The 24,644-nt window shown below is 55.0% G+C and carries 19 protein-coding genes; 8 read left to right on the top strand and 11 right to left on the bottom strand.

The genetic code is table 11. The features are described 5' to 3' along the window. Window positions 1-43 precede the first annotated feature (43 nt). The 5 genes from H7849_RS02960 to H7849_RS02940 all read right to left on the bottom strand — a co-directional run bounded on the left by H7849_RS02960 (window position 44) and on the right by H7849_RS02940 (window position 7,383). Entirely contained in the window at window positions 44-1,618 is a 1,575-nt protein-coding gene (locus tag H7849_RS02960; protein ID WP_251106577.1) for a S10 family peptidase, read from the bottom strand. Between the two features lie 79 nt (window positions 1,619-1,697). After that, on the bottom strand, window positions 1,698-2,675 hold the full coding sequence (locus tag H7849_RS02955; RefSeq protein WP_186744018.1) for a tetratricopeptide repeat protein: 978 nt from the start codon (window positions 2,673-2,675) through the stop codon (window positions 1,698-1,700). 19 nt (window positions 2,676-2,694) lie between these two features. After that, entirely contained in the window at window positions 2,695-4,179 is a 1,485-nt protein-coding gene (locus H7849_RS02950; protein ID WP_186744016.1) for a tetratricopeptide repeat protein, read from the bottom strand. A gap of 161 nt (window positions 4,180-4,340) precedes the next feature. Next, window positions 4,341-6,104 carry a CRTAC1 family protein gene (locus H7849_RS02945; protein WP_251106576.1) on the bottom strand — a complete coding sequence of 588 codons (1,764 nt, stop codon included), beginning with the start codon at window positions 6,102-6,104 and terminating at the stop codon, window positions 4,341-4,343. Window positions 6,105-6,201: 97 nt separating this feature from the next. After that, window positions 6,202-7,383, bottom strand: a complete 1,182-nt coding sequence (locus H7849_RS02940; RefSeq protein ID WP_186744012.1) for a tetratricopeptide repeat protein — start codon at window positions 7,381-7,383, stop codon at window positions 6,202-6,204. 43 nt (window positions 7,384-7,426) lie between these two features. Here H7849_RS02940 and H7849_RS27045 point away from each other — a divergent pair, with 43 nt between their 5' ends. Next, a complete protein-coding gene (locus tag H7849_RS27045) occupies window positions 7,427-7,552 on the top strand; it encodes a hypothetical protein (RefSeq protein WP_285288928.1) in 126 nt (41 codons plus the stop codon). Here H7849_RS27045 and H7849_RS02935 read toward each other — a convergent pair. The 3 genes from H7849_RS02935 to H7849_RS02930 all read right to left on the bottom strand — a co-directional run bounded on the left by H7849_RS02935 (window position 7,549) and on the right by H7849_RS02930 (window position 13,676). Beyond that, window positions 7,549-11,115 (bottom strand): TonB-dependent receptor, encoded by a 3,567-nt coding sequence (locus H7849_RS02935; RefSeq protein WP_186744010.1) that lies wholly within the window; start codon window positions 11,113-11,115, stop codon window positions 7,549-7,551. The genes H7849_RS27045 and H7849_RS02935 overlap by 4 nt on opposite strands. A 336-nt stretch (window positions 11,116-11,451) precedes the next feature. Further along, window positions 11,452-11,859, bottom strand: coding sequence for a molybdopterin cofactor-binding domain-containing protein (locus tag H7849_RS26645; RefSeq protein ID WP_251106575.1), 408 nt, complete (start codon window positions 11,857-11,859; stop codon window positions 11,452-11,454). Continuing rightward, window positions 11,856-13,676 (bottom strand): xanthine dehydrogenase family protein molybdopterin-binding subunit, encoded by a 1,821-nt coding sequence (locus H7849_RS02930; RefSeq protein ID WP_251106574.1) that lies wholly within the window; start codon window positions 13,674-13,676, stop codon window positions 11,856-11,858. Before H7849_RS02930 ends, H7849_RS26645 begins: the two co-directional genes overlap by 4 nt. Before the next feature lie 155 nt (window positions 13,677-13,831). Here H7849_RS02930 and H7849_RS02925 point away from each other — a divergent pair, with 155 nt between their 5' ends. The 5 genes from H7849_RS02925 to H7849_RS02905 all read left to right on the top strand — a co-directional run bounded on the left by H7849_RS02925 (window position 13,832) and on the right by H7849_RS02905 (window position 19,795). Next, window positions 13,832-14,869 carry a YncE family protein gene (locus H7849_RS02925; RefSeq protein ID WP_251106573.1) on the top strand — a complete coding sequence of 346 codons (1,038 nt, stop codon included), beginning with the start codon at window positions 13,832-13,834 and terminating at the stop codon, window positions 14,867-14,869. 161 nt (window positions 14,870-15,030) lie between these two features. Further along, window positions 15,031-15,663, top strand: a complete 633-nt coding sequence (locus H7849_RS02920; RefSeq protein WP_186744008.1) for an RNA polymerase sigma factor — start codon at window positions 15,031-15,033, stop codon at window positions 15,661-15,663. Between the two features lie 12 nt (window positions 15,664-15,675). Continuing rightward, complete coding sequence (locus H7849_RS02915; RefSeq protein ID WP_186744007.1) at window positions 15,676-16,368, top strand: zf-HC2 domain-containing protein; 693 nt, start codon at window positions 15,676-15,678, stop codon at window positions 16,366-16,368. A gap of 32 nt (window positions 16,369-16,400) precedes the next feature. Beyond that, a complete protein-coding gene (locus H7849_RS02910; protein WP_186744005.1) occupies window positions 16,401-17,300 on the top strand; it encodes a hypothetical protein in 900 nt (299 codons plus the stop codon). 83 nt (window positions 17,301-17,383) lie between these two features. Next, window positions 17,384-19,795 carry a CHAT domain-containing protein gene (locus tag H7849_RS02905; RefSeq protein ID WP_186744003.1) on the top strand — a complete coding sequence of 804 codons (2,412 nt, stop codon included), beginning with the start codon at window positions 17,384-17,386 and terminating at the stop codon, window positions 19,793-19,795. A 453-nt stretch (window positions 19,796-20,248) separates the two neighbouring features. On the opposite strand, the gene H7849_RS02900 is transcribed toward H7849_RS02905, so the two are convergent. From H7849_RS02900 to H7849_RS02890, 3 genes are all read right to left on the bottom strand, one after another. Then, entirely contained in the window at window positions 20,249-20,416 is a 168-nt protein-coding gene (locus tag H7849_RS02900) for a hypothetical protein (protein ID WP_186744001.1), read from the bottom strand. Window positions 20,417-20,550: 134 nt separating this feature from the next. Continuing rightward, the gene (locus tag H7849_RS02895; RefSeq protein ID WP_186743999.1) at window positions 20,551-21,645 is read right to left on the bottom strand and encodes a substrate-binding domain-containing protein; all 1,095 of its coding nucleotides are present in this window, start codon (window positions 21,643-21,645) and stop codon (window positions 20,551-20,553) included. 50 nt (window positions 21,646-21,695) lie between these two features. Beyond that, the gene (locus tag H7849_RS02890; protein WP_186743997.1) at window positions 21,696-22,364 is read right to left on the bottom strand and encodes a phosphoribosyltransferase; all 669 of its coding nucleotides are present in this window, start codon (window positions 22,362-22,364) and stop codon (window positions 21,696-21,698) included. Window positions 22,365-22,492: 128 nt separating this feature from the next. On the opposite strand from H7849_RS02890, the gene H7849_RS02885 reads away from it, so the two are divergent. Both H7849_RS02885 and H7849_RS02880 read left to right on the top strand, forming a co-directional pair. Further along, window positions 22,493-23,182, top strand: coding sequence for a response regulator transcription factor (locus H7849_RS02885; protein WP_186743996.1), 690 nt, complete (start codon window positions 22,493-22,495; stop codon window positions 23,180-23,182). Next, on the top strand, window positions 23,179-24,636 hold the full coding sequence (locus tag H7849_RS02880) for a sensor histidine kinase (RefSeq protein WP_186743994.1): 1,458 nt from the start codon (window positions 23,179-23,181) through the stop codon (window positions 24,634-24,636). Before H7849_RS02885 ends, H7849_RS02880 begins: the two co-directional genes overlap by 4 nt. Window positions 24,637-24,644 lie beyond the last annotated feature (8 nt).

Below are 24,644 nucleotides of genomic sequence, written 5' to 3'. Positions count from 1 at the left end.
GGAGCTGATCACAGCTCCTTCTTTGTGTTATCTAGTTTTTGTGCTATCTGGTGAGGTTCGAGTAAAAGGTGTCGAGGTCGCGCTTGAAATCTTTCAAGGCATCCACGTTCAGATACACCATATGACCGGACGGGTAGTAGGTGAACTCCACATTCTTGGCCAGGTCGGGCGTGAGCATCATGTGCGAAAGATCGTACTCGGTAGCAAAGAATGGTGTCGCCAAGTCAAAATAGCCGTTGGCTGACAGCACTTTCAGCTTTGGATTCTTGCGGATTGTGTCGGCCAGATCGCCTGCCACGTAGGGCATGGCCTGCTGGCCGCCAAAGGCTCGCCCTGCGCCCGCTCCCCGATGCTTCCAGTCCCAATCACCGATGTTCCCGTAGACGGTGGGGCGATATTCGTCGGTAGTGTCATATTTCAACTCGCGCGAGAGATAGTCGTGTTCGGCGGCGACAAAGGCTCCAGAGATGCCTGTATCGGATGGATCATAGCCGGGATTCTCACCGGCGCTGTCGACGTCTGTGCCTTCAAAGCGCGCGTCGTAGCGACCGAGAATGTCGCCTTCGTCGCGCAGCAGTTCTTTGCGAAAACGCGTGGGAGAAACACGCAACTTCGCTTCTTTGACAAACTGCACACTGAGGCCGGTGTACTGGCTGACCTTCGCAGCAGCGGCATCGAGCCTTGCGGAAGAGATCTGGTCTCCTTCGGCCAAGGCCGCAGAATAGTCGCCGCGAGCGAAGCCGCGGACTTCATCCAGAAAAACCTTCAGGTCGGCTGGCTTGTTCTGCAGCTTGCTGTGATACCAGGCGATGGCAGCGTAGCTCGGCAAGTTGACGACATACTGCGTGTCGGTTCCGGGCGCGAGCTCGCCATAATTCAGGATCGAGGAAAGAAGAACGATCCCGTTGAGCGCGATGCCATTTTCCTGCAGCACAGCAGAAAGACCGGCGGAACGCGTAGTTCCATAGGATTCACCGAACAGGACTTTGGGTGAGTTCCAGCGCTCGTTCACGGTAACGTAGCGCGCGATGAATTTGTTGAATGCCTTGAGGTCCTGATCAACTCCGGCAAAGTCTTTGGCTGTAGCCTTGCCAACGGCGCGTGAATAGCCAGTGAGCGGTGCGTCGATGAAGACGAGGTCGGTTTTGTCGAGAAGGCTGTACTGATTCGGAACGATCTGATACGGCGCGGAGCCCGTGGCAGCAGGGCTCGATGTAGCAACACGCACGGGACCAACGGAGCCCATATGCAGCCACAGCGTTGCCGACCCGGGTCCGCCATTGTAGAGAAACGTTACTGGACGCGTTTTGGAATCGACCCCATCCTGCGTATAGGCAATATAGAAGATGCTGCCATAAGGCTTCTCTTCATCGTCGCGAATCAGCAGCGTTCCAGCGGTTGCGGTGTAATGGATGGTTTTGCCGTCCAGCGCCAGGTCGTGATGCGTCACCGAACTTTTTTCAGGTGGAATGCTCTGCTGATCTTTATCGCCGTCGTGCTTGGTTTCGCCCTTTGCTGCTTCATCCGGCTTCTTGTCCTGTGCGAATGCAATGGCTTGCGTGCCGAGCAGCAACGCCGCAAACGACAGCATCGCAAGCTTTCGTGGGAGCCTGTTCAATGCTCTTTCCTCCTCGTATGTGCAACAGGTGACGGATACAATTCCGAATTTGTTTCACTATACAATGCTGTTCTGCGAATCAATTTTGTTCGGCGGGATTTGGGGTCTCAGTGGACGAGTGTGCGCTGTTTAGCTTGGCGCAGATGTCGAATTGCTGCTGCGCGAGTTGTTGCTTGCCCTGCCGCCGGTAGATTTGCCCGAGCTTGAAGTGCAGCGCTGAAACGTCCGGCGCAAGCGCGACTGCTTGTTCCAGTTGCTGTTCGGCTTTGTCGGGCATCTTTAGCAGGTCATAGACGCGGCCCAGCTGCTCGCGCACCTTGGGATTGTGCGGGGCCAGATCCACAGCCTGTTGCAGATAAGGTTGCGCCTGGGCGGCCTGGTCCTGATCCATAAGGAGAATGCCCATGTTGAGATAGGGCTGCGCATCTTTCATAGGGAAATCCTTCTGCCACAGAATGGCACTCTCGAAGGACTTCTTCGCTTCGTCGAGGCGATTGAGGCCCTGATATGACAAGCCAAGGTTGTCTTCGGCTTTGATGTCATTGGGACGCAGCGTGAGAACTCGCTGAAAGGCCTGAATGGCTTCTTCGAAGCGATTCTCGTTGTACTTGGTGCGGCCCAGCAAGTACCATGCGTCAGCATCGCCGGGCGCTTCTTCCGTGACAACGGTCAGCCATTTGTCTGCGTCTGTGAAGTCTCCAAGAACCACATAGTCGGCGGCAACAATCTTCAGATCTGATGCCTGTGGGTGCTCGAATTTAGAGCCCTCGGTGAACTCCGCGAGCGAATCTTTGGGGCGTTTCTCTCGGAACAGCGCGTAGCCCAACAGGAAGTGACCGTCTGCCGATGACGGATTCTTCTCAAGGTATGCGCGCAGTGCGCTCTCTGCCTGAGCAAATTGAGCGGTATCGAGAAGATGATGCACGGATTGGAGGGTGTCCGATGTGTCCAGTGTGTGCTGCTGCTGCAATGCGAAAAGCGGTGACGAAGTGATTGCGCAGAGGATGAGCACGGAAATGCGCCGCTGAACTTTGTCGCGATGGAACCGCTTCGTCATCTCGCCGTATGTTCCTATTTTATTGTTTAACGCTGCTGCAAGATGCCATCTGGGTCAGCATCTGCTGCACGTCTTCGAGACCGGGGCTGAATTGAAGTGTCTTTTCAAGCGTCATCCGCGCAGATACTGCATCGCCCAACATGCATTGCACTTGCGCCAGATTCTTCGCCAGGCCGATGACATCCTGATTCCGTTCAAAAGCTGGACGCAGGAGAGCGATGGCTTCCTGCAGGTCTCCGGATTTCGCTCGAAGTATGCCGAGGTCTGACAGCGCCGTCAGATTTTGCGGATCGACTTTCAGCACTTGTTCGAACAACTCTGTTGCTTGTTTGTGATCTCCGTGTTTTTCGCTGCTGATCGCTAGTGCGTTCAGCGCTTCCGTGTCGGTGGAAATCTCCGGCCGGAGCTCATCCAGTGCTTGAAAAACTTTTGGCTGCAACGCGAGGTTTCCTTCGAGGAGGCCCTTGTAATAGGCAAGGGCCAAGTCGCGCCTGGTTGCATGTGGCGAAAAGATCGGGGTAAGCGTGTCGCCTTCGCCAAGGTCTTTGATCGCTTCCGCGGCGTTATCTGTAATTTTTCGGATACGGTGATCCGTCCATGCGACATGCGGAATGTTTTCTGCACCACTGCGTGGCATGTGGCAGCTCGTGCAGTCGGGGTTCTCAGGATGATGCGAAGCGGCAAATGTGGCATCCGTGTGGCAGGCCAGGCACTTGCTTCGATAGAAGGCCGCGCGTTGCTGCGATGCCGGCGTGTAATGCGGATCGTGGCAACTGGTGCAGGACATCTTGTCGCCACTCGTGCGCTTACATTTACTCATGCTCAGTTGTTCCACTTCGCTGACGCCGCGCCTCGTTGCATCCTTTCCTTCATAGACATAGAAGGAGAGATAGTCGGAGATGGATTCGCCCGGCTTGTAATCAATAGCGGAGCGACCTGGACGCTCGACCGAGACGTCGCCTTCGAGATGACAACTGATGCAGATGGAGTCGCGACGGTCCGCGTCAAGCTTTGCCGGATTGATGACGGCTGCCTTGCCTCCGGTGGCAAGGTGGCGCTGGGTGTCTCCGTGGCAGGCTTCGCATGTGATGCCTGCGTGCAGAAAAGGTAGCCCATTGTAATGATTGATGGTGCCCGGATCGCTCTGCTGTACGGCGCTCATGTGGCAGCGCATGCAGCTTGCCTGCATGTGTAGCGCCGGCGGCATTTCGGTTATCGACTCGAGGCCGGGCTTCATGTCGTAGGAATGCGACGCGGAGTAGTAGGCGACCGGCGACTCGAAGAGATAGCCATGGATGGAATACAGATAGGTGATGCCGAGATGTCCGGAGCCGAGAAAGTAGTCGAGTTGCCGCTCGCCGCTCACCTGAGGCTCGCGATCACTCTGAAAGCTGAGTATCGCCTGCTTGTCGCGAAAGAACAACCGGTAGGTGGTACCCGATGATTTATGGTCCAGCGTTCCCGGCTCAAATTTGTCAAGAGCCTCACCGCTGGCGTTCGCCATGGGTGTATCCAGGTATTTCTCGAAGATTTCGCGATGGCAGTTGGCGCAAGGAGCATCAGCATTTCGAACGGGTGACGCAGTCGCAGGTTGCGCCTCTGCCACTGTGAAGCAAAGTGCTAACCATGCGAAAATCAGAACTGGGGAACAGGAGATTGCTCGCATCATTTCGCTTCTGGGCCTTTTCGCAGATTAAGCGACCCGACAATGCCCTTGCCTTCTTCAATCGTGTAGATGCAATCGACCGCGGGAATGCTGATTTTCTGTTGGACGCCGCTAGGCCAGCGAATTTCCACGGCATCGACCGCGTCGGCGTCGCCAAGACCAAAGTGGACGCGGGGATCGCTGGATGAAGCGAAGCTGCCTCCACTGAGAACATCTCCGCGCTGTTTTAGGTTTCCCGCGGTGAGAAAGGTGGCAGCGCCTACGGCGTCGCGAGGACTCTTCGGGCCCCCGATTAGCCTGAATTCGATCCAGTGATGGAGGTCGTTGTTCACGTTGCGTAACAGGGTGGGGGGCGCATCGAGATTGTTCATGACAACGTCGATCTTGCCGTCGTTGAAGAGATCGCCAAAAGCTGCGCCGCGCGCTGAGATGACGTCCGCAAGGCCAGTTCCCTTCACTGGCGGCACCAACTCAAATTTCTCGCCGTGAACATTTCTGAAAAGCAGTGGGCGCTCGGCCATGCTTGTGCCCCAATCATTCTTGTCTACCTGCGGGTAAACGTGGCCACTGGCGATGAAGATGTCCTTCCAGCCATCGTTGTCGTAATCGATGAAGGCGTCACCCCAACTCAGAAACGGGATGGTGGCCGTGGCTATGCCCGCGTCGTAGCTTATGTCGGTGAAATCGAGATCACCGTTGTTGCGATAGAGGACTTTGTAATCGTCGGAAAAGGTTGTGTTGAGAATGTCAAGGCGGCCTTTGTTTTGAGAATCGCCCACAGCAATGCCCATGCTCGCGGTTTCGCGGCCATCGTGATTGACGGCATAACCTGATTCGAAGCTTAAATCTTCGAAGGTGCCGTCACCCTTATTTCGATAGAGGTAGTTCGGCGTTGAGTCGTTGGCTACGAGCAGTTCCGGCTTACCGTCGTCGTTGAGATCGACAAAGAGCGAGACAAGACCGTAATAGCCTGGTGGGTCGGAGACACCTGCTTTGGCGCTGACGTCAGCAAAGGTGCCGTCGCCATTGTTGTGGAAGAGATGATCGTGCTCGCCTTTCAAGCCACGCGGGCCGCAGAATACGCTGACGCCGCGATACAGGCAGGTATTCGAGACGACTGATTTTGAACCCACGGTAGGCGGATCGTTGAAGTCGTATTGCGTATATCCGGGAACGAAGAGATCAAGTTTGCCGTCTCCGTCGTAATCGCCAAAGGTTGCGCCTGTGGACCATGTGCCGAGTGCAACGCCGGCCTTCTCGGCTACATCGGTGAATGTCCCATCATGGTTGTTGTGATAGAGGCGATTCTTGCCGACGTTCGTGACGTACAGATCGGGCCAGCCATCGTTATCGTAGTCGCCGACAGCCACTCCAACACCCCAGCGGTCGTTGGTCACGCCGGCTTTTTCTGCGACGTTGGTGAAGGTTCCATCGTGATTGTTGTGAAAGAGCGCTGCATGCGGCGCAGGAGCCTTGCCGCTCATCGCATCGTAGGTCATGCCGTTGACGAGGTAGATATCGAGCCAGCCGTCATTGTCGTAATCGAACAGAGCCACGCCGCTTCCAAGTGACTCGACGATGTAGGCTTTAGCTGGAGTTCCACCGGCGTAGCGCCAGCTAGCGAGGCCGGATGATTGTGAGATGTCTTTGAAGACGACCGGACCCTGATCGACAAACCCACCGGCGGTGATGGGGCGATGCTCCGCATCGTGCACAGGGGCGTGCGCGCCGCCAGTGCTCACGCCACCTTGCTGGGACGACATCTGCTCCTGCGAGTGTGCAAGCGTTGGTAAGGCTGCCGCAAGAAACAGGAGCGCCAGAGGCAAGGCCGATGTCCGAAGAATGAAACAGCCTGTAGTTTTAATGAGAATTGCTCTTGATGTTGATGGCATCGCTCGCTTGCCCTGCGACGGCTTCACTCGCTTCGCGCTGCAGCTTTCCGTAAGTGCGCATTTCCTGCTGCGCGTCGGAGGTCTTACCCTGAGCGCGATAAACATTGGACAACAGGAAATGAATGGATGGCTCGTCCGGACTGTCTTTTTCCGCCAGGAGAAGATCGGGCAGTGCGTCGTCCTGCTTGCCCAACTTTACGAGGGCTCGAGCACGGTCGACACGAGCCTGCATCAACGTCGGACACTGCTCGACCACGCGGTTCAGTTCTGCGAGTGCGTCTTGAGCCGGAGCATTGGCTTCGAGCATGGCGTTGGCGAGTTTCCAGCGGGCTCCGCAATTGCTCGGATCATTCGCTAGTTCGGCTTTGAATTCGGTTTGCGCTGAATCCCATTTACCGGTGACCCAGAATGCATTTCCCATATGTTCGTGTGTGCCGGGTTGCTGCGGAGCGGCGTCTATGGCCTTCTTGTATTCGACGAGCGCACCATCGTAATTGTGCATGCTCTCGTCGATCTCGCCAGCGATGATGTGTGCTGTCACCGAGTTCGGATCAATCTGATTGATTTTCCCCAGGGCATCCTGGGAGAGCTGCAGGTATGTCTTGCCAAGCAGGTACCACGCCTGCTGATCTTTTGGATTGCGATCGAGATAAGTTTTTAGATAGGGCGTTGCTTCGTCGTATCGCTTCAAATTGATGAGAGTGTGCGCCAGCGCCATCTGTGCGTTGTCATCGTTTGGATTCGCGCGTACTGCGGCTTCGAGAAGCGGTTCCGCCTTCTCATTTTCGCCGAGCTGTGAATAGCTGAGGCCAAGCATCGCCGATGCGGTTGGCATGTCCGGATTCAGCTTCAACCCTTGTTCCAATACCTGGGCCGCCTGAGTGTAATCATGCTGACCGAAGTAGAGCATTCCCAGATTGTTGTATGCGGGCGCCAGGTGAGGAGCGAGCTTCAGCATGGCTCGATATTTCTGGATCGCAGTGGCGTTGTCGCCGTGCTGTTGAGCAGCCTTTGCCTGTGCGTAAAGTTCCTGCACCTGTGGCGTGACTTCATCGTCAGCTGATTGCGCTGAGACACCTAGCGTCAAAGCCATCGAAAGCAAGACGAGGGCGAAGGGAAACCTGTTTCTGCGCGGGGGAAAAATCGGCATACCTGCAATCACAACAAACTCATTATTTCGGAGCGAATAAAAGATGGCAATCAAGAAAAAGGCCGGACCGTATGAGCGATCCGGCTGGGAGGCATTTGTTCATTTGAGTCAATATCTGAAGCCTGCCGTAAATGTTCGTTTGCGACAGGCCCCCACGGCTTTGGCCTAGAACTCGAATCGGGCGCTGATCTGTCCTTGTCGATTTGAAGGACCGTTCTGCGCACCCTGCTTGATGACCTGTCCGAATGTACCGTTGCTGATATTCGGATCAGGAGTCTGGAACTGAGTGCGGTTGAAGAAGTTGAAATAGTCCATTCGAAGGACAGCGGAGAAGCGTTCCCCGAAAAAGAACCTCTTGCTGATATTGGCATCTTCGTTGTACAGCGCGGGCCCTTTGAGTTCGCCGTAGTTCCGGATGGCGTTACCCAGGACATACTGCGAAGATGTTGAGGAGAACGCGGCAGGATTAAACATCTGGGCAGCATTTCCCTTGCCCACAAAGTAATCCTTGGCGCGGTTGTACGACGCAGTGCTGAGGCCGACACCCGGATTGCGGTTCGGACGCAGGGTTACGTTTGGTCCGGATATGGACTTTCCTGGATAAGGATTGCCATTTTCCTGAATTCCGCCGTTATTGCATCCGCACAACGGCTGGCCAGCTTCATAGTCCAGAATCCAGGCTACCTGCCAACCACCAAGAAGCTGACCGGTCCAGCCACGATTGTTGAAATGAGCCTTGCCCGGCCCGATCGGCAATTCATAGGTGCCATTCATCTTGAACGTGTTCGTTTCGTTGGCGCCAGAGACTGCCCACTCAGGTTTCTGGTTGTATTTGTTGAGAGCGGCAGCGGTAAAGCTGCTAAATCCGCTGCTGGTGTTATCCATCAACTTTGAGAGGGTATAACCGGCGAGAAATGCAAGACCGTTGGTAAAGCGCTTCTCCACCTGGAGTTGCAGGCCTTCATAGTAGGTAGTTCCGAAAGCTTCAAAGTTGTTGAAGATGTAGGAGTACTGCGGGTAAGGGGTTAGCGATTGGCCGACGGTGGCCGCTCCCGCGAAATCGTTGACAAAGTTAGGATAGGGCAACTGATAACCCTTCGCTTGAGCCGAGCCGTTGGCAAAGCTCAATTGAAGATCGTTCCCCAGGGCGAAGTATTTTGGATCAAGCTGGTTAGGGGTATTCAGCTGGCTGGGGAGGTGGATCACACGGTTCCCAACCCAGGCAGCCGTCACAAAGATGTCATACGGAATCTGGCGTTGCACGTTCACGTTCCACTGCTGGCTGTAAGGAGCGTAACCGTCATTCTTGCTGAAATCGTTGATCTGCGTGCCCACGCCAAGGCCGGGATTGAAGGCTGTTGCCCCCGGGTTGGGCATGATGTTCGTGTCCCAGCTTCCATATGAGGAATTGACACCATTCGAAGTGCCACGGTTGAATGAGCCGACGAGCAGGTTGCCATAATTCACGGCGACCTTACTTGTGCCGTACTCATAGGCGCCCCCGTTCAGGAAGGCAATGGAAAATCCACCCTGAACAACGGTTTTATTGTTCACCTGGTAGGCAAAGCCAAGGCGCGGCCCAATGTGACCCCAGTGAATGTCCGCTCGCTCATACCCGGCGCAACCGGTGCAGCTGCCGAACTTGGTCGCCGCGCCAGGAAGTCCCGAGTCCGGATTCGTCGCGTTGGGAGTGAAGAAAACGATGTTGTTGTGGTTCTCGGTGAACGGCACCGTGATGTCCCAGCGCATGCCTAAATTGACGGTGAGCTTGGGGGTGAGCTTGATGTCGTCCTGGATATAGGGCGAGAGGGCAAAGTTACGCAACTGCAGCTCCTGCGAGTTCTGGCGAGCTGCAGAATCCGGGGTGCCCAAGAGGTAGCTGGCAAACGAGCTGCCTGTGGTGGCCAAGGCACTCGCGCTTGCAGTTGACCTCTGGCTGAAAGCGAACTGGCCACCTGCAGTCTGCTCTTCGTTGTCATCCTGGTAAGAGCGACGGAAATCACCACCAATATTGAAAGTGTGGCGCCCCTTCGTCCAAAGCCAGTTGTTCACGATCGCAATGCCAAGCTTGCGGTTGATGGATTGCAGCCATGCACCATCAGTTCCAAAGTTGGTCGGAGCATGGGTTCCGTCGAACGTAATGTTGGCGGGAATCACGCCTTGCGCCACGGCGGGGAAGCTGTATTTCGTCTGGTTGAACTGGTTGTTGATTTCACCGATCCAGCCAAAACCGGCGGTCATCACCAGATTCGGCGTGATCGTATTGTCATAGGTGAGGATGATGCCGAGACCCTTCGCCGGCTCAAACTTCTGACTGTTTAACGGATTTGGCGCAATTACAAAATCTCTGTTCGGGCTGCCGTCAAAACTATAGTTGCTGAAAGTGTTACGCCACATGCTGTAATGGACGCCCTGTTTCGGGGTCAGGACCTGATCAACGGTGAATCCCCAGACGTGCTGAATATGAGGATTGATGAAAGGCGCGAAGCTCTTGTTGCTATCCAGGCCGCCGATACCGCTGCCCGGGCGATCCGGATTAGGCAGGTACTGAAGCAGGCTGGCCGAAGTCGGGCTGATCATGTTCGGCGGAATGACGTTGAGTTTGCCGTTGTATGAGAACTGCTGCCCGTATTCCGGAGTGCCTGGAATGTTGTCATAGATCGGAATCAGCTTGCCGGTGCTGCCGTCGACGAAGTCGCTGAAATCGCCCGTCTTCTGCAGCGCGGTCGGTACAGTATTTGGGTCTGTGCTTTCGCTGTTCTCCTTGTACCACTCCTGGCTATAGTGGCCAAAAGTACGGTTACGGCCATCGTAAAGCTTCGGTATTGAAATGGGACCGCCGACCGAGAAACCATAGTTGTTTTCACGATCGGTTGGAGGAGTATTGGTGCCACCCCAGGCAGGTCCGTTGAAGAAGCCGACCGAATCAAAGAAGCTGTTGCGGTTAATTTCAAACAAATCGCCGTGGTATTTGTTCGTGCCGGAGGCCATCTGGTAGGTCAGAGCACCCTGGCCAAGCCCGAACTGCGCAGAAAAGGTAGTGCGCTCGACGTGGAATTCGTTGACCATCTCGAAAGGTGGATTGAAATTGGTTGTGTAGCCTTCCGTTTCCGGCTGAGGCGCTGGGACGCCGTTATAGAGAATCTCCTGCTCGAAGTCGACGCCACCGCTGATGCGGTGCGAGAACGCGCTGCCAGTGGTGCCGGGAGCGAGAAGCTGCAGTGAATCGACCTGACGTCCGCGGCCTGAGACTTCGGTTGGCAATGCGGCAACGACGGTGGGTTCAATGGTGCTGCCAAGTTGCGGAGCCGTAGTGTTCAGAGCGATCGAGCTCGCGGTGACTTCCACGGTCTCAGCGGTCGAGCCGGTGGAAAGGGTGATGTTGATCGTCGCGGTGACCGTGACTTCGACGTTCACGGAGTTCTGGACGTTCTTCTTGAACCCGCTAGCTTCTACGGCAACCGAATAGACGCCTGGCGTAAGGCCAGTAACTGCGTAGGTACCCGCGCTACCTGTCGTTGCATGATTTTCGACGCCTGTACCCTGATTGGTGATGGTGACGGACGCACCAGCTACAACAGCGCCGCTAGGGTCCGTAACGGTTCCGGTGATACCAGCGTTCGCTTGTGCGTAAAGATATCCGGATGACAAAAGCGCGAGAGACAACACAAAGACGATAAGTGCGGCCTGCGCTGTGAATAGACGCCTGCCCCATTCTGTGAATCGTCGCATCACAACTCCTCCTGAAAAAAGTTCGTACAACCGCTGAATAAGACAGGGCGGCGGCTTCAATATGTGCCCGGTCCATTGGCTCTTGATCTGGAAACGATACCATCGTTACGTGGTATCGTTTCCAAATAATCGCAAACTATAGGGAGTCGGTAGGAGAACTGTCAAGCGGAATTTTGTGTGAGCCGTAACTCGTTACGTTGCTGATAACAGGGCGGTGGTATCGATGCCATCAGCCGGTGACTCTGGGGCCACTGAGTCGGCGAGGGCTCCTGGTATCGATGTCCTAAATCCTTCAGAACCATGACCTTTTATTCAATTTCCCGCTTAGCTGCAATCTCAGGCGCGCAGAAGGGTCTCGATCTTCACCGGTAGCTCGCGCACGCGGATCCCCGTAGCGTGATAGACCGCGGCGGTGATGGCTGGGGCGACACCCGCAAGTCCGATCTCGCCTACGCCACGTGCTCCATATTCATTCAGCGTCAGGTCAGGATAGTTGAGGAAGGTCACGTCGATCTCGGGCGAGTCAGCGCATGTAGATACCACGTGGTCAGCAAGGTTGTTGTTGATAGGATTGCCGTTTCGCGGGTCATAGTGGGTCTCTTCGAAGATTCCCATTCCGACGCCCATCACAATCGCTCCCTGCACCTGATTTCGCGCCGGGCCGAGGTTCAGGACACGTCCAACGTCAATGACAGAAACAACACGGCTCACGCGCAGACGGGCTATGCCCGGATCCCACGTCACTTCAACGAACTGCGCGCCGTAGGAGTGCTGCGAATATTTCTGGGCGGTAGGATCTTCAAACGAGGAGGATGATTTTCCGCTTCCCATTGCGCTGCGAATATTCGCCTGCCGAGAATTTCTTCAAAGGATACCCCCTGCCCCGGCTGGTCTTTGGCATGGATACAAGCCGATGTGAGGACCAGGTCTTCTGCTTTCTTGCCGTGGAAAGGAGACTCGGGAGTATTGGCTGCAATGCCGAGCATTGATTTCACGGCAGCATTCGAGGCTGCGGCGATGGCCGGCACCACGGACGCCGTTACCCAAGAACCACCGGAGAGGGGGCCGGCAGGTAACGAAGTGTCTCCGAGCACCACTTGTACCTTGTCGACGGGAATACCTGTTTTATCGCTGACCACCTGCGCGAAGATCGTGTAGGTGCCGGTGCCGATATCTTGCGTGGCACAGCTGACGCGCGCGGTTCCGTCGTTGTTCAGTGAAACAGAGACCTCGGCGGACATGCGAAACGCTCCCCATGACGCGCAAGCCATGCCCCATCCTAGAATCAGGTCGCCCTTTCGCATCGAACCAATGGCAGGATTGCGCTTCGACCATCCGAATTTCTCTGCGCCTTTGGTGAGGCACTCTTTTAGATGGCGCGAAGAGAAGGGCTTGCCGTTACCCTCATCTTTCTCTGGTTCGTTGGAGAGGCGCAGCTCAACTGGATCCACCTTGAGCTTGATCGCGAGTTCGTCCATCGCCGATTCAAGCGCGTAGAGCCCTGGAACAGCACCCGGACCCCGCATCGCCGTGGGCGGTCCCACGTTACGCTGTACCTTCGAGCCCCTGAGCAGGAGGTTCGGACAACTATAGATATAAGGAGTGGCCTCGCCGCAGCCTTCGCTATAGTCGCTGATCATGGAAGTGTGGTTTGTATAGTCATGGTGCAGTGAGACGAGCTTGCCATCCGGGGTTGCGGCAAGGCGGATGCGCTGCTGCGTGCGCGGACGGTGCCCCACGTTGCTGAACATCATTCTGCGCGAGACGACCGCCTTCACCGGGCGGTTCAGTTCGCGGGCTGCTGCAGCGGCGAGCGGTGCATGTGTCCACGGCCACAGCTTTCCGCCGAAGCCGGAACCGAGATACTTCATCACGACCTGGACGTTTTCGTTGGGAACACCGAGAAACTGCGCCATGACGGCTTGATGGTTCAGCAGGGATTGTGTCGTTTCATAGAGAGTGAATTTCTTGCCATCCCATACGGCTACAGATGCGTGCAGTTCGATGGGATTATGCGTTTCGACGGGAGTGACATAGGTCTCGTCGACCTGCACCGGCGCGCCGGCGAATGCTTTTTCCGCATCGCCGCGGTGACTCTCTACATTCAGGTTCTTCCATCCGTCGCTTAGATCATTCGCGACGTTTGGCGTCTCGGCGGCATACTCAACATGGACGGCATCGGCTGCGGCTCTGGCCTGCTCCATCGTTTGCGCAACGACGGCGGCTACATATTGTCCGCTGTAATAGATGATTTCATCGTCAAACGGAGGACGGCTTTCATCGACAATGGCGCTTTCGTCTCCGGGAATCGGACAGTAGAGCCTGGGAGCGTTACCGTGGTACATGACCCGAAGTACTCCCGGCATCATCTCAGCTTCAGAGGCGTCGAGTTTCGTGATCTTTCCCTTGGCAATCGAAGCGCTGACCGGGACGAGATAGACCATCCCCGGAAAGTTGTAGTCGGAGGAATACATGGCTGCGCCGCTGGTCTTGAGGTGGCCATCAACACGGGGCACCGCTGTGCCGATAATGGATAGGGTCGCGACATCTTGGGTAGCCATAGACTGTCTTCTCGGGTGAAGCGGCCTCCTACTGTCTGCTGTATGGCTGATGATAGCGCATACAGACGCGCCTGCACCTTCAGACTAATTTCAGCATAGAGGATTACTATCTCTGCGTAGGTCGCGTGGTGAAAAAGCAGTGGAAAGGGATTTGAATGCGAAGCAATATGTGGCGCCGACTGGCTGGTTTTCTCTTTAGTGCAGCTTTGCCCTTGGCCTGTTGTCCGGGGCTTTTGGCTCAAGGCTCCTATCACGTTCAAGACAAGTGGAAACTGGGCGGCGACGGCGGATGGGATTATCTTGCGGTTGATCCGCAGTCGGGCTTGCTCTACATCACGCGCGGCAACCATGTCCTGGTCGTCGATACAACTTCGGGAAAAGCCGTGGCAGACATTACCGGCCTCAAAGGCACGCACGGTGTTGCCTTTGATACAGACGGCAAGACCGGATACATCAGCGATGGCGCGAGTAACGATGTCGCTGTCTTCGATCGCGCGAGCAACAAGATTACGCAGACGATTCCAGCCGGCACGAATCCCGATGGCATCCTGTTTGAGCCGACCACTCACACGGTGTGGGCCTTTAACGGGCGCAGCAAGAATGCCACAGTGATCGATTCAGCTTCCAAGCAGGTTGTCGCGACGGTGGCGCTTTCGGGTAAGCCTGAGTTTCCTGTCGCCGATGGCAAGGGTTCTGTCTTTGTAAACATTGAAGACAAGAACGAGATTGCTCACCTGGATGCGAAGTCGCATACGCTGCTTGCAGAATGGCCGATCGGCTGCGAATCTCCTTCCGGTCACGCAATTGACGTTGCCAACAACCGGCTCTTTGCTGTTTGCGATGGTAAGAAGATGGCTGTCATCGACGCAAGCACCGGCAAAGTTGTAGCCTCGCCAGCGATCGGCGAAGGTCCGGATGCAGCCGCCTTCGATCCGTCCACTCACAACGCGTTCAGCTCAAACGGGGAAGGCACGTTGACAGTCGTGCATCAGGACTCACCCAATTCCTACTCTGTGCTGCAGGATCTTCCCACGCAGCGGAGCGCCCGCACGATGGCGCTCGATCCCAAAACTGGAAAGATTTATCTGGTGGCAGCAGAGTTCGGACCACGACCCGCGGCTACTCCTGAGAATCCTCGCGCGCGCCCTCCAGTTTTGCCGGGCAGTTTTGCTGTAATCGTCGTAAGCAAATAGCCATTCCACATTGAGAGCGACCTTCGGGCCGCTCTCCCTCTATCCTCAAAACGACCGGATTTCCACTTAATTGACTGCGGTTATGCTGCAGCAATGTATAGTTTTGCCATTGGGCATTTGCTGTCACGGCCAGAAAAGCACTTTATTTTGAGGGTTATGGCTTGCAGTTCCAAAAGTTCGATGACGCTTACCTCGATAGTCTGCGCACGGGCGATCGCCGCACTGAGGAGCACTTTGTTCATTACTTCAGTGAGCTGATTCATCTGAAGCTACGTTCCCGGCTAAACTCCAGAGATGCGATAGAAGACGTCCGGCAGGAGACATTTGCCCGTATTTTTGTGCTCCTGCGCGGCAAGGAGGGTGTTCGCAACGCCTCTGCGCTGGGGGCGCTGGTTAATTCCATCTGCAACCACGTGTTGCTTGAATACTACCGCTCGCATTCGAAAAGCGAGGCAATGGAAGACGCCTCAGAGATGGATATCCAATCAGAAGACACGGACGTGCTGGATACCCTTGTTTCAAAGGACACGCAGAAGACTGTCCGTGAAATTCTGGGCAAGCTGAGCGACCGGGATCGGCAATTGCTGAAGAGCATTTTCCTCGAAGAGCGCGACAAGGATGAGGTCTGCGCCGAATTCGGAGTGGATCGCGAGTATCTAAGAGTGCTTCTACACCGCGCGAAACTCTCATTTAAATCGTTTTATGTCAAACACATGGCTTCATCGGGACCTTCGGGGGGTTCGGGCGGGAATTTCCCGCGATACGTTTGGCTTTTCTCTGCACTATTCTGTTGAGGCTCGAAATCCATGGACCACACTGAAGCTGTAGATCAGTACGCAGTAGAAAAGTATCTACTCGAGGAGTTGAGCCCGGAGGCACGCGCAGCATTCGAAGAGCACTACTTCGGCTGCGAAGAATGTGCAACCGACTTGCGTGCGGCTGCCGTCTTTATCGCTCAAGCTCGTAAGGAACTTGCTCGCCCAACATTCGTCACAGTTGCGGAGCCGAAGTCGAAAGGCAAGCTCTTCAGCTTCCCGTCGCTCTTACAACCCATGTTTGCCGTTCCGGCAATGGCAGCCATGCTGCTCATAATCGGATTCCAGAACATTGTTACGTTTCCACACCTGGAGCAGCAGGTCGCTCAGGTAGCGCAGCCGCGCATCCTGCCGTCGATCACGCTTGTTGACGGACAAAGCCGCGGCGCGGAAATACGCACAGTCGTCGCCAAAGCACACGAATCATTCCTGCTGTCTGTCGATGTGCCGGGAGATAATCGCTATTCGGGATATCTCTGCTCGCTGTATTCTCCATCTGGAAAGATGGTCTGGCAGCTGCAGATTCCCCCTTCGCAGGTTGCCGACAGCGTTCCGATTCAAGTACCTGCGGACACCACAGATGCGGGCCAGAATACGCTCCTGATCCAGGGCGTGACGTCAGACCCGCAGAAAAGCGCGCCAGTTGATATCGTGCGCTATCGCTTCCTTTTGCAGATTCATTAACTCACGAATTCAAACCGAGAAACGGAAAGGTTATGCCTGAAAACCCCACAGATGACCCGATCCAACGGAATTTTCTTTACCATGCCGATGCCAATCCGATCGGCGGCACAATCAATCGCCCATTCAACGGCTTCATCCCTTCACAAACGTCTATTTCCCTTCCGATCGTTGGAGGATTTTTAGAGAGACAACGGAAGGGCCGCAAGTGGAAAAACATTGTTAGCTATATATCCGAGAGCACGCATGTCTCCGGGGCCAAGAAGGATGGGGATGAGGGTCCGTTTACCACCCAAGTTACCGCCACGATCGAAGGACTGAACATCCTTGAAGTGATCACAGCGGATAAGGTAGTAGGGCAGCTGTCCGTCGCTCACCCAGTGGATGGGGGCGAACCCACAATCTCAGTGATCGGCTCGCAGTTCGATAACCTGCGCATCAGCGGTACAAAGATCACGCCAGTCATTCGTTACGATCTTTTTGCAGATCACGACAGCTCAGGCGAATCCGACCCGAAAAAGCAGTATCCCAAAAAGACCTGGCCCCGACAGGAGAAGTTCCTGGAAAAGGTGACGGCGCAAAAGAAACAGGCCAAGGACAAATACTCCGAGAAGTATGAAGGAGCCTCGCTCCCCGGCTGGATTCGGCATCATTTTCATTGGATTGACTCAGAACAGGGGCTGAATGGTAGAGACTATATTCAATGCTCCCTGATCGACCAACTCCCCGAGATGCCGGAAGGATTTCCCGGCGTGATCTGCGGGAATGCCATTTACATTCCGGGATTTGGCAAGGTCTTTTTCGGAGAGGTCATTGTTCATCAGAAGACCTTCACGGTGTCAATGGTTCGCGCACAGCTGGGATCGCCGGTCGGAGGCGCCATTTCTGCCGCTACAGTGCGCTCCAATGGATCGGGAGACGGTGGGCTTCCTTAGGAATAGCTTCCTTAATTGGGCTGAGCGGTCTCGTTGGCTGTAAACCCGCTGTTGTTTCACATCCTGAGACCGTCTACGCCAAAGTGGAAAAGCTCGCAATCCAAGGTGACCTTGACAAGGCGCACGAGGAAGCAATCCGAGCCACTGCCGGTCTGCAGGACCAGAATCCCGACTGGGCATGGAAGTTTCGGCTTCTTGACGCTGCGATCTTAGTGCGGGAGGGCAAGGGTAAGGAGGTTATCTCACTCCTCTCCGGAGACCTGCCCACCCACCTAGCCATATCCGACATCGCACTTGAGCGCATTCTGCTGCAGGCTAGAGTCTATGCATCACTCGGCCAAGACCATGAAGCCCGCGTCGCTCTGAATAAAGCAGACACCCTGCTCAATAGCCTTAAAGCTTCTTCTGATCTCAACCGCTCGCCACTCATCAGCAGAATACTTAACAGCTGGGGCTTTGTTGACATTCAGCGCGGCAACCTCGGTCACGCCGAAGAAATGTTTCGTCAAAGCCTTGATTTCGCCCGCAAACAGAACGATACGTATCAACAGACCGTAACTCTTCTGAACCTTGGTTGGCTTGCTCTCCAACGAGAGCGCTTCGATGAAGCGCTCGACTGGTCGGATGATGCGTCTAAAACCGCCCAAAGCATCAATGCGCGCAGCATCCTCGAAAAAGCCCAGGGGAATGTTGCCTGGGCTGACTACATGCTGGGAAATTTTGAACAGGCACTTGCCGGATTTGGCAAAGCAGAGCAAGAGGCAGTTTCCATTGGGGAAGCGCACGACAGAATGCTATGGCTAGAAAACATGGGACTGTCACTCTACCGCCTTGGACATTTAACGGACGCAGAAACCAATTACAGCAACTCTTTGCATATTGCAGATACGGTCCAGGATGCCGAAATACAAGCGGCAGCCCATATTGCTCTCGCAGAACTTTTCTTGCAATTGAATAACCTTGATTTATCCATAGAACACACGGAAAAGGCACTATCGATTGCACGTGCTTCAGGAAGAACCTCCGATGCTATGGATGCCACGTTCCTTAAGGGGCTCATTGCCGAACGCCAACAGAAACCCGCCGACTCAGTCTCAATTCTGATGAATTTAAACAAAGACCCAGCAATTAAGCCGTCTCTGCAATGGCAGGTCGAGGGTGCGCTGGCAAACCTCTACGCGGAAGCCAATAATTCCGCGATGGCTGATTCCTGGTATCGCAGTTCGATTACTACATTCGAGACGCAAAGGAAGACCATCACAAAAGAAGAATCAAAACTGCCCTTCTCCACTCACGCCGATCAACTGTATGACGACTACATACGCTTCCTGGTCAATCACAACAAAACCGACGAGGCGTTGCAGTGGCTTGACCTTGGCCGTGCGCGCACGTTGGAGGAAGGCTTGGGAGTAGCCTCTCCGGACTTCAACCTCGCGATCAAGAAATCTCTAGATGTACGAGGAACTGCCCGCAGACTCCACGGGACGATTCTGGTCTACACTTTGGCGGCACAGGAATCATATCTTTGGGCAGTGAATTCATCTGGAACACACTTCTTCAAGCTCCCACCACAAGAAGAGATCGATGCGCACGTGAAAAAGTATCAGAGAGCCATCCTCGGTTCGCGAGACCCACTCACGGATGCCTATGTCGACGGCATGGCTTTGTACAGAATCCTGGTCGAGCCTGCTGCTTCGCTGATTCCCAAAGGATCGCCAGTTTTCATCATCCCTGATGGAAGCATCTCAACCCTGAACTTTGAAACACTGCTCGCTCCGGGCGGCGGAATCCATTACTGGATCGAAGACGCAACCATTACCAACGTCAGTTCATTGAAACTGCTCGACTCATTTCACCCGGAGAGGCACGCGCACAACCAAAAAGAACTTCTCTTGATCGGCAACCCAGTCTCACCTGACCAGAAGTTTCCCGACCTGCCGAATGCTTCTGCTGAAGTTTCCAATGTAGCCCGGCATTTTCCATCAACCGAGGAAAGCGTCATTGTTCAAAAGCAGGCCCTCCCGTCCGCTTATGCTGACAGTTCTCCGGGCGAATACTCTCTGATTCACTTTGTCGCACACGGAACCAGCAGCAGCGCCAGCCCTCTAGACTCGGCGATTGTACTGACGCGCAATCCTGCGAATCCCGATTCGTTCAAGCTCTACGCGCGCGACGTGATCCAGCATCCGCTGCATGCCGATCTTGTTGCCATTTCCGCCTGCTATGGTTCTGGATCGCGCATCTATGGTGGAGAGGGGCTGGTCGGGCTCTCCTGGGCATTTCTTCGGGCGGGTTCGCACTACGTCATCGGGTCACTGTGGGAAGTGAGCGATTCGGCGGCGCCCGAGATCATGGACCACATGTATGGCGAGATCGCGGGCGGGCGCCGGCCGGACGCCGCTTTGCGAGACGCGAAACTCGCCATGCTCCACACGCAAAATGTCTTCCGCAAGCCGCTCTACTGGGCAACTTTTCAGCTCTATGGCGGAGCATAGGACCTCCAATACATATTTGATGTAACGTTCGCGTTACGATCGTCACAATTTCCATGTAAGCAGAAACCAAAACCTTGGTGAAAATACTGAGGCAGTGTGTTGCTTTTTGATACAGTACGAAGCTTTCTGCATGGTTCTCTTTGAACCCATCACTGTTTCGACGCAGTTTTAGTCTCTTATCGTTGGATTTGCAGGAGGAGAAATGTCGCCCAGTGCCGTACATCGCTGTCAAGAAAACAATCCCCGCCATACGAGCCAGCCTTCTTCCCGGGATTTGCTGAAGTCAACTGAGGATTGCAACACAACCAAAGAACACACTGGGGGAGCCAAAGACGACTCGCTGGTCGAACATATCCTCGACTATCTGGATAAATATCCAATAGGCTTTAAGCCACGGACATCTTTATCGCTGAGCATGTCGGCATATTGAGGACCGTGGCTTTGTGCATGTCTTCAAAGCTGATTGATATCGAGACTCTCCAGCACGCGCTTCGGTGCGCCTTCCCTGGCGGCTTTGATCATTGCGCGCCCTAATTGTTCTGTTGTTGTTACATATTTGGGAAAATGCCCCGAGAGCAAAGGCAGAACCGGCGCCGTGATGTCGTAAAGTAGATGATACATCTTTGTTCCGGACTTGATCTCTACTCAGGGGTCGAGCAGGCACTCCGGTAACATACCCTGCCCCACCATACCAGGGCCGCCGGAAAGAAAGACCCGCATGGATTGAGTGTATGCGCTCTGATGACAGAAAGAAGCTACTCGCTCTCCTGCATCATGCTCGCAGTGACGACGCGGTGCTGAACATAGTTGTATGGAGGCACGGTGTGTCCTCTGAGGATTGTGACCCCGAGTTGGATTAACCGTGGCCCATAAGTATGCGCCTCATGCGAGATGGAACCGACGATCGGGCTTTGAGGCTTTTTCATTTCTTCGAGCACCTCGGGAATACAATCCTGCCCAACGATGGCGATGGTCTTTTCGCGCTGTGCGTCCACGGTGGCCTGCAGGGCTCCCAACGCGCTGGTATCGGTGGCTGCGGCAATCAGGATGCGGTCACTGCGCGCATGTCTCCTGAGAAACTCCGAGACAACGCGAGCGCTGGTCTCGCGCATCCCGCGACCGTCAAGCCGGATAAGCAACTCTTCCGCGATTTCCGGCAACAGTGAGCGAAGGCCTTCAAATGCACCGGTAATGCGGCTTTGCACTAACGATCCAGCTTCGGCCACGTCGAGGCCGAGCACCCAGTCCACTTTCTTCTTCCACTTGGAAATAGCGTGCTGCGCCAGCAGTTCACCCGCCTCAAAGCCGACCTGGAAGTTATCGACACCGAAATAACTGGCGTGCGGGTGCGGAATGTCAATCGCTATCAACGGAATTCCCGCACGCGAAATGATGTGCGCAAGATAAGGCGCAACATGCTCCTCAATCTGGAATTCGATGACAAGATCGACGCCTTCGGTGACAAATTCCTTCGCGTTCTTAACAGCAGTATCGGCGTCGTAGCGATTGTCGCGGACCATCAACTCTACGCCTGAGGCCGCTGCAGCAGCACGGAGACTGCTGGTGACAGCTTCAGAAAAAGGCATTTCGGCACTCTGGCCCGCGAAACCGAATCGCATCTTCTTAGGCCGTGAAACCAGGCGATATGAGCCATCCGGCGATTGAGCAACGTAGCCACGATGCACAAAAGTCTTCAGGATGCGATAGACACTGGTTTTTGAAATGTGCGAGCGCTGGTAGATGGCCTCAAGCGTGATCGGGCGTCTTTCGCCTTCCAGCAATTCCAGGATGTCGAGCGCTTTGGAGAGGATTGGGATAAGGTAGAGCCGCTTGATCTTTTGCTGGGCCAATCAGGATGCTCCTCCGAAGTCGCCAGTATAGCAGCGGATCTCCGCAGACCCTACGATGATGGGCCAACAGTGCGATTTGCGAAGGACTGGGCCGAAGAAGCCAGGAGCCGACAGACCTCCTGATCATCGACCTGCGAGAAATCGCGGTAGAAGGAACCCACTGCCGGGAAATACTCCGACACTCGCAAACACACGAACTCTTGTGTCATCGCCTCGATCTCCGTGCGCGCGTGAGGCGGCGCCACAGGCACAGCGACGATGATTCCCGCAGGTTGCTGCGAGCGCAATACCTGGATGGCTGCAAGCATGCTGGAACCGGTCGCAATGCCGTCATCGACGACGATTACACTCAGGTCTTTCATCGCTAACCCGCCCCGATAGTTCTTGTAGATTTGCTCGCGGCGTTGCAGCTCCTCCTCTTCTTCCCGGATCGTGGACGTGACCTCGTTTTCGGTGATGCCTAGTTGCCGGATCATGACGTGATCCAGAATTCTTATTCCGCCTGTGCCGATCGCGCCCATTGCCAATTCGGATTGGCCTGGAACGCCCAGCTTGCGTACCAGCAAAATATCCAGCGGCAGATGAAACTCTCGAGCAATCTCAAAGGCAACGGGGACGCCGCCTCGCGGCAGTCCGAGGACGACTGCGTCACTCCGGTCCGCATAAGAAGCTAATTTCTTTGCCAGGAGCCGTCCAGCCTCACTTCTGTCCTGGAACATATAAATCCTCAGGCATAAAGATTGGACCTGAGCGGCCTCCTTGGCAAATCGAACCGAATTTCTGAGGGCTATCGACTTGGTCTTCAGGTGCTCTTAATCTAAAGGGTGGGACACTGAAGCCGGGTCAAATGCGTGTACTCCTGATTGAGGATGAAAGCCGGTTGGCAGAAAATGTGGCTGCCGCGCTGCGAGAAGGTCCTGGTTTTGCTGTCGATCTTGCAGAGGATGGCCAGATTGGACTGTATCTGGCAAAGGACAGCTGTTACGACCTGATCATTCTTGATCTGATGCTCCCCAAGCTCGATGGACTTAGTCTCCTTCAGAAAGTACGCGCAGCGGGCGATCGCACTCCTGTCCTTATTTTGACGGCGCAAGGCGAGACTCGATCCGTCATTGAATTGCTGAACGCCGGCGCCGACGACTACCTGAGTAAGCCATTCGATCTCGGAGAGCTTATTGCGCGGGTCAAAGCCCTGATTCGACGCGGAAAGGGTGCTGCACATCCGACGCTGCATTCCTCCGATATTGAAGTGAATACTCTGGAACAGTCGGTGCGCCGATCCGGCCTCATGATTGATCTGTCTCCGATGGAATATCGGATTCTCGAATACCTTATGCATCGTCCCAGGGTTGTAGTCTCGAAGCGGGAACTTCTCGAACACCTCTACGACTACAACTGGGAACATCATTCCAATGTGATTGAGGCGCACGTATCGAACCTGCGCAAAAAGTTGGATGCCGCATCCGACGAGCCAAGCATCGAAACGCTGCGCGGGCGCGGATACCGCCTGATCGGGCAACGCAAAGGTCTCGCATGAAGCCATATTCCATAGCGCGGCGGCTCATCACTACGGTCTTATTAGTTGAGCTGATTTCTGCTGTGTGCGTCACAGGACTCGCCTGGTTGTACGAGCGACACAGCCATTTCCGGTCCTTCGACATTCTGCTGCGCGGGCGCGCGGACTCGCTTCTTGGTTCTGTTCAGGATGCAGAAGATCCGGAGGACAACGTCATGCTCAGCAAGAGCGATGTCAACGTACCCTCCGAAGATATCTACGAAGTTTGGGATGAAAAGGGCAGGTTGCTGGGGCGCTCGCCGAACTGGGACGGCACAACCCGAGAGACCCTTTCTACCCACGTCGATGGCTACTCCAAGTTAAATATCAATGGAAGGCACTATCGCTCCCTGTTGCTTCACGGTTTGCGGGTCGTTGATCCGGGCGACAAAGGCGGCGGAGTCCCACACCATGTAACGATCGTCTACGGCGCTCCTGTCGAGCGAGTGTGGCACGCCATCTTTGGGGCGGTGAAATTTTACGCGATCGCGAGCCTCATTCTCATGCTGGTCACCGGCCTTGTCATGGCGTGGCTTTTGCACCGAAGCCTGGCTCCTCTGCGGGCGCTGGCTAACGAGGCGGCAGGAGTTTCGGTCAATGCATGGCACTTCACCCCGCCAGAAGACGCTCGCGCGACGAGAGAGCTTGCGCCGCTGGTAAAAGCGCTTGAGGCTACGCTGCAAAGGCTGCAGCACTCATTTTTCCAGCAGCGGCGATTTGTCAGTGATGCGGCTCATGAGTTGAAGACCGGCGTGGCAGTCGTCAAATCTTCACTGCAGCTTCTTGGTATTAAGCAACGAAGCGCCGCCGAATATCAGGCAGGGCTGGAACGATGCGAAGCAGACTGTGGTCGCATGGAGGAAATCGTTGCCAAAATGCTAGCCTTGGCCCGAGCTGAAAATACGGAGACTGGACCGAGTCGGATCGGCCTTTCGACCGATGTTTCTGAGGTCTTGCACAAGTCGGTAGACCAATTCAGCTCCATGGCTGATCTGCGCGGCGTAAGAGTAGAATTATCGGCTCCTCGAGCTTTTCATATCGCACTTACAACCGAGGAGTGCTCGCTACTGCTTTCCAACCTATTGTTGAATGCCCTTCAGCACAGCACCCGCGATACGCGGGTCAGGATATTGGCCGAAGAAAAGAACCACCTGGTTGAAGTTCGTTTGCAAGATCAGGGCGACGGCATTCCTTCCGAGGTGTTGCCACATGTCTTTGAGCGCTTCTATCGTGGCGACCCATCGCGCAACCGCAACACTGGTGGGACTGGTCTTGGCCTTTCCATCTGCAAGGCTATTGTGGACGCCGCAGGCGGTGAGATCACAATCGACAGCACGCCGGGCTTGGGAACAACCGTAAACCTTTTCCTTCCGTCGGCGAAGATGAAAGCTTCGGCTCCCGCTGAGAGCCAGTACGAATCCGTTCCCAGAAGTTAGCAGCCTGT

Source organism: Alloacidobacterium dinghuense, from assembly GCF_014274465.1.
GTDB classification, from domain to species: domain Bacteria; phylum Acidobacteriota; class Terriglobia; order Terriglobales; family Acidobacteriaceae; genus Alloacidobacterium; species Alloacidobacterium dinghuense.
The sequence above is the reverse complement of the archived record's forward strand: the minus strand, read 5'-3'. Positions and strand labels throughout refer to the sequence as shown.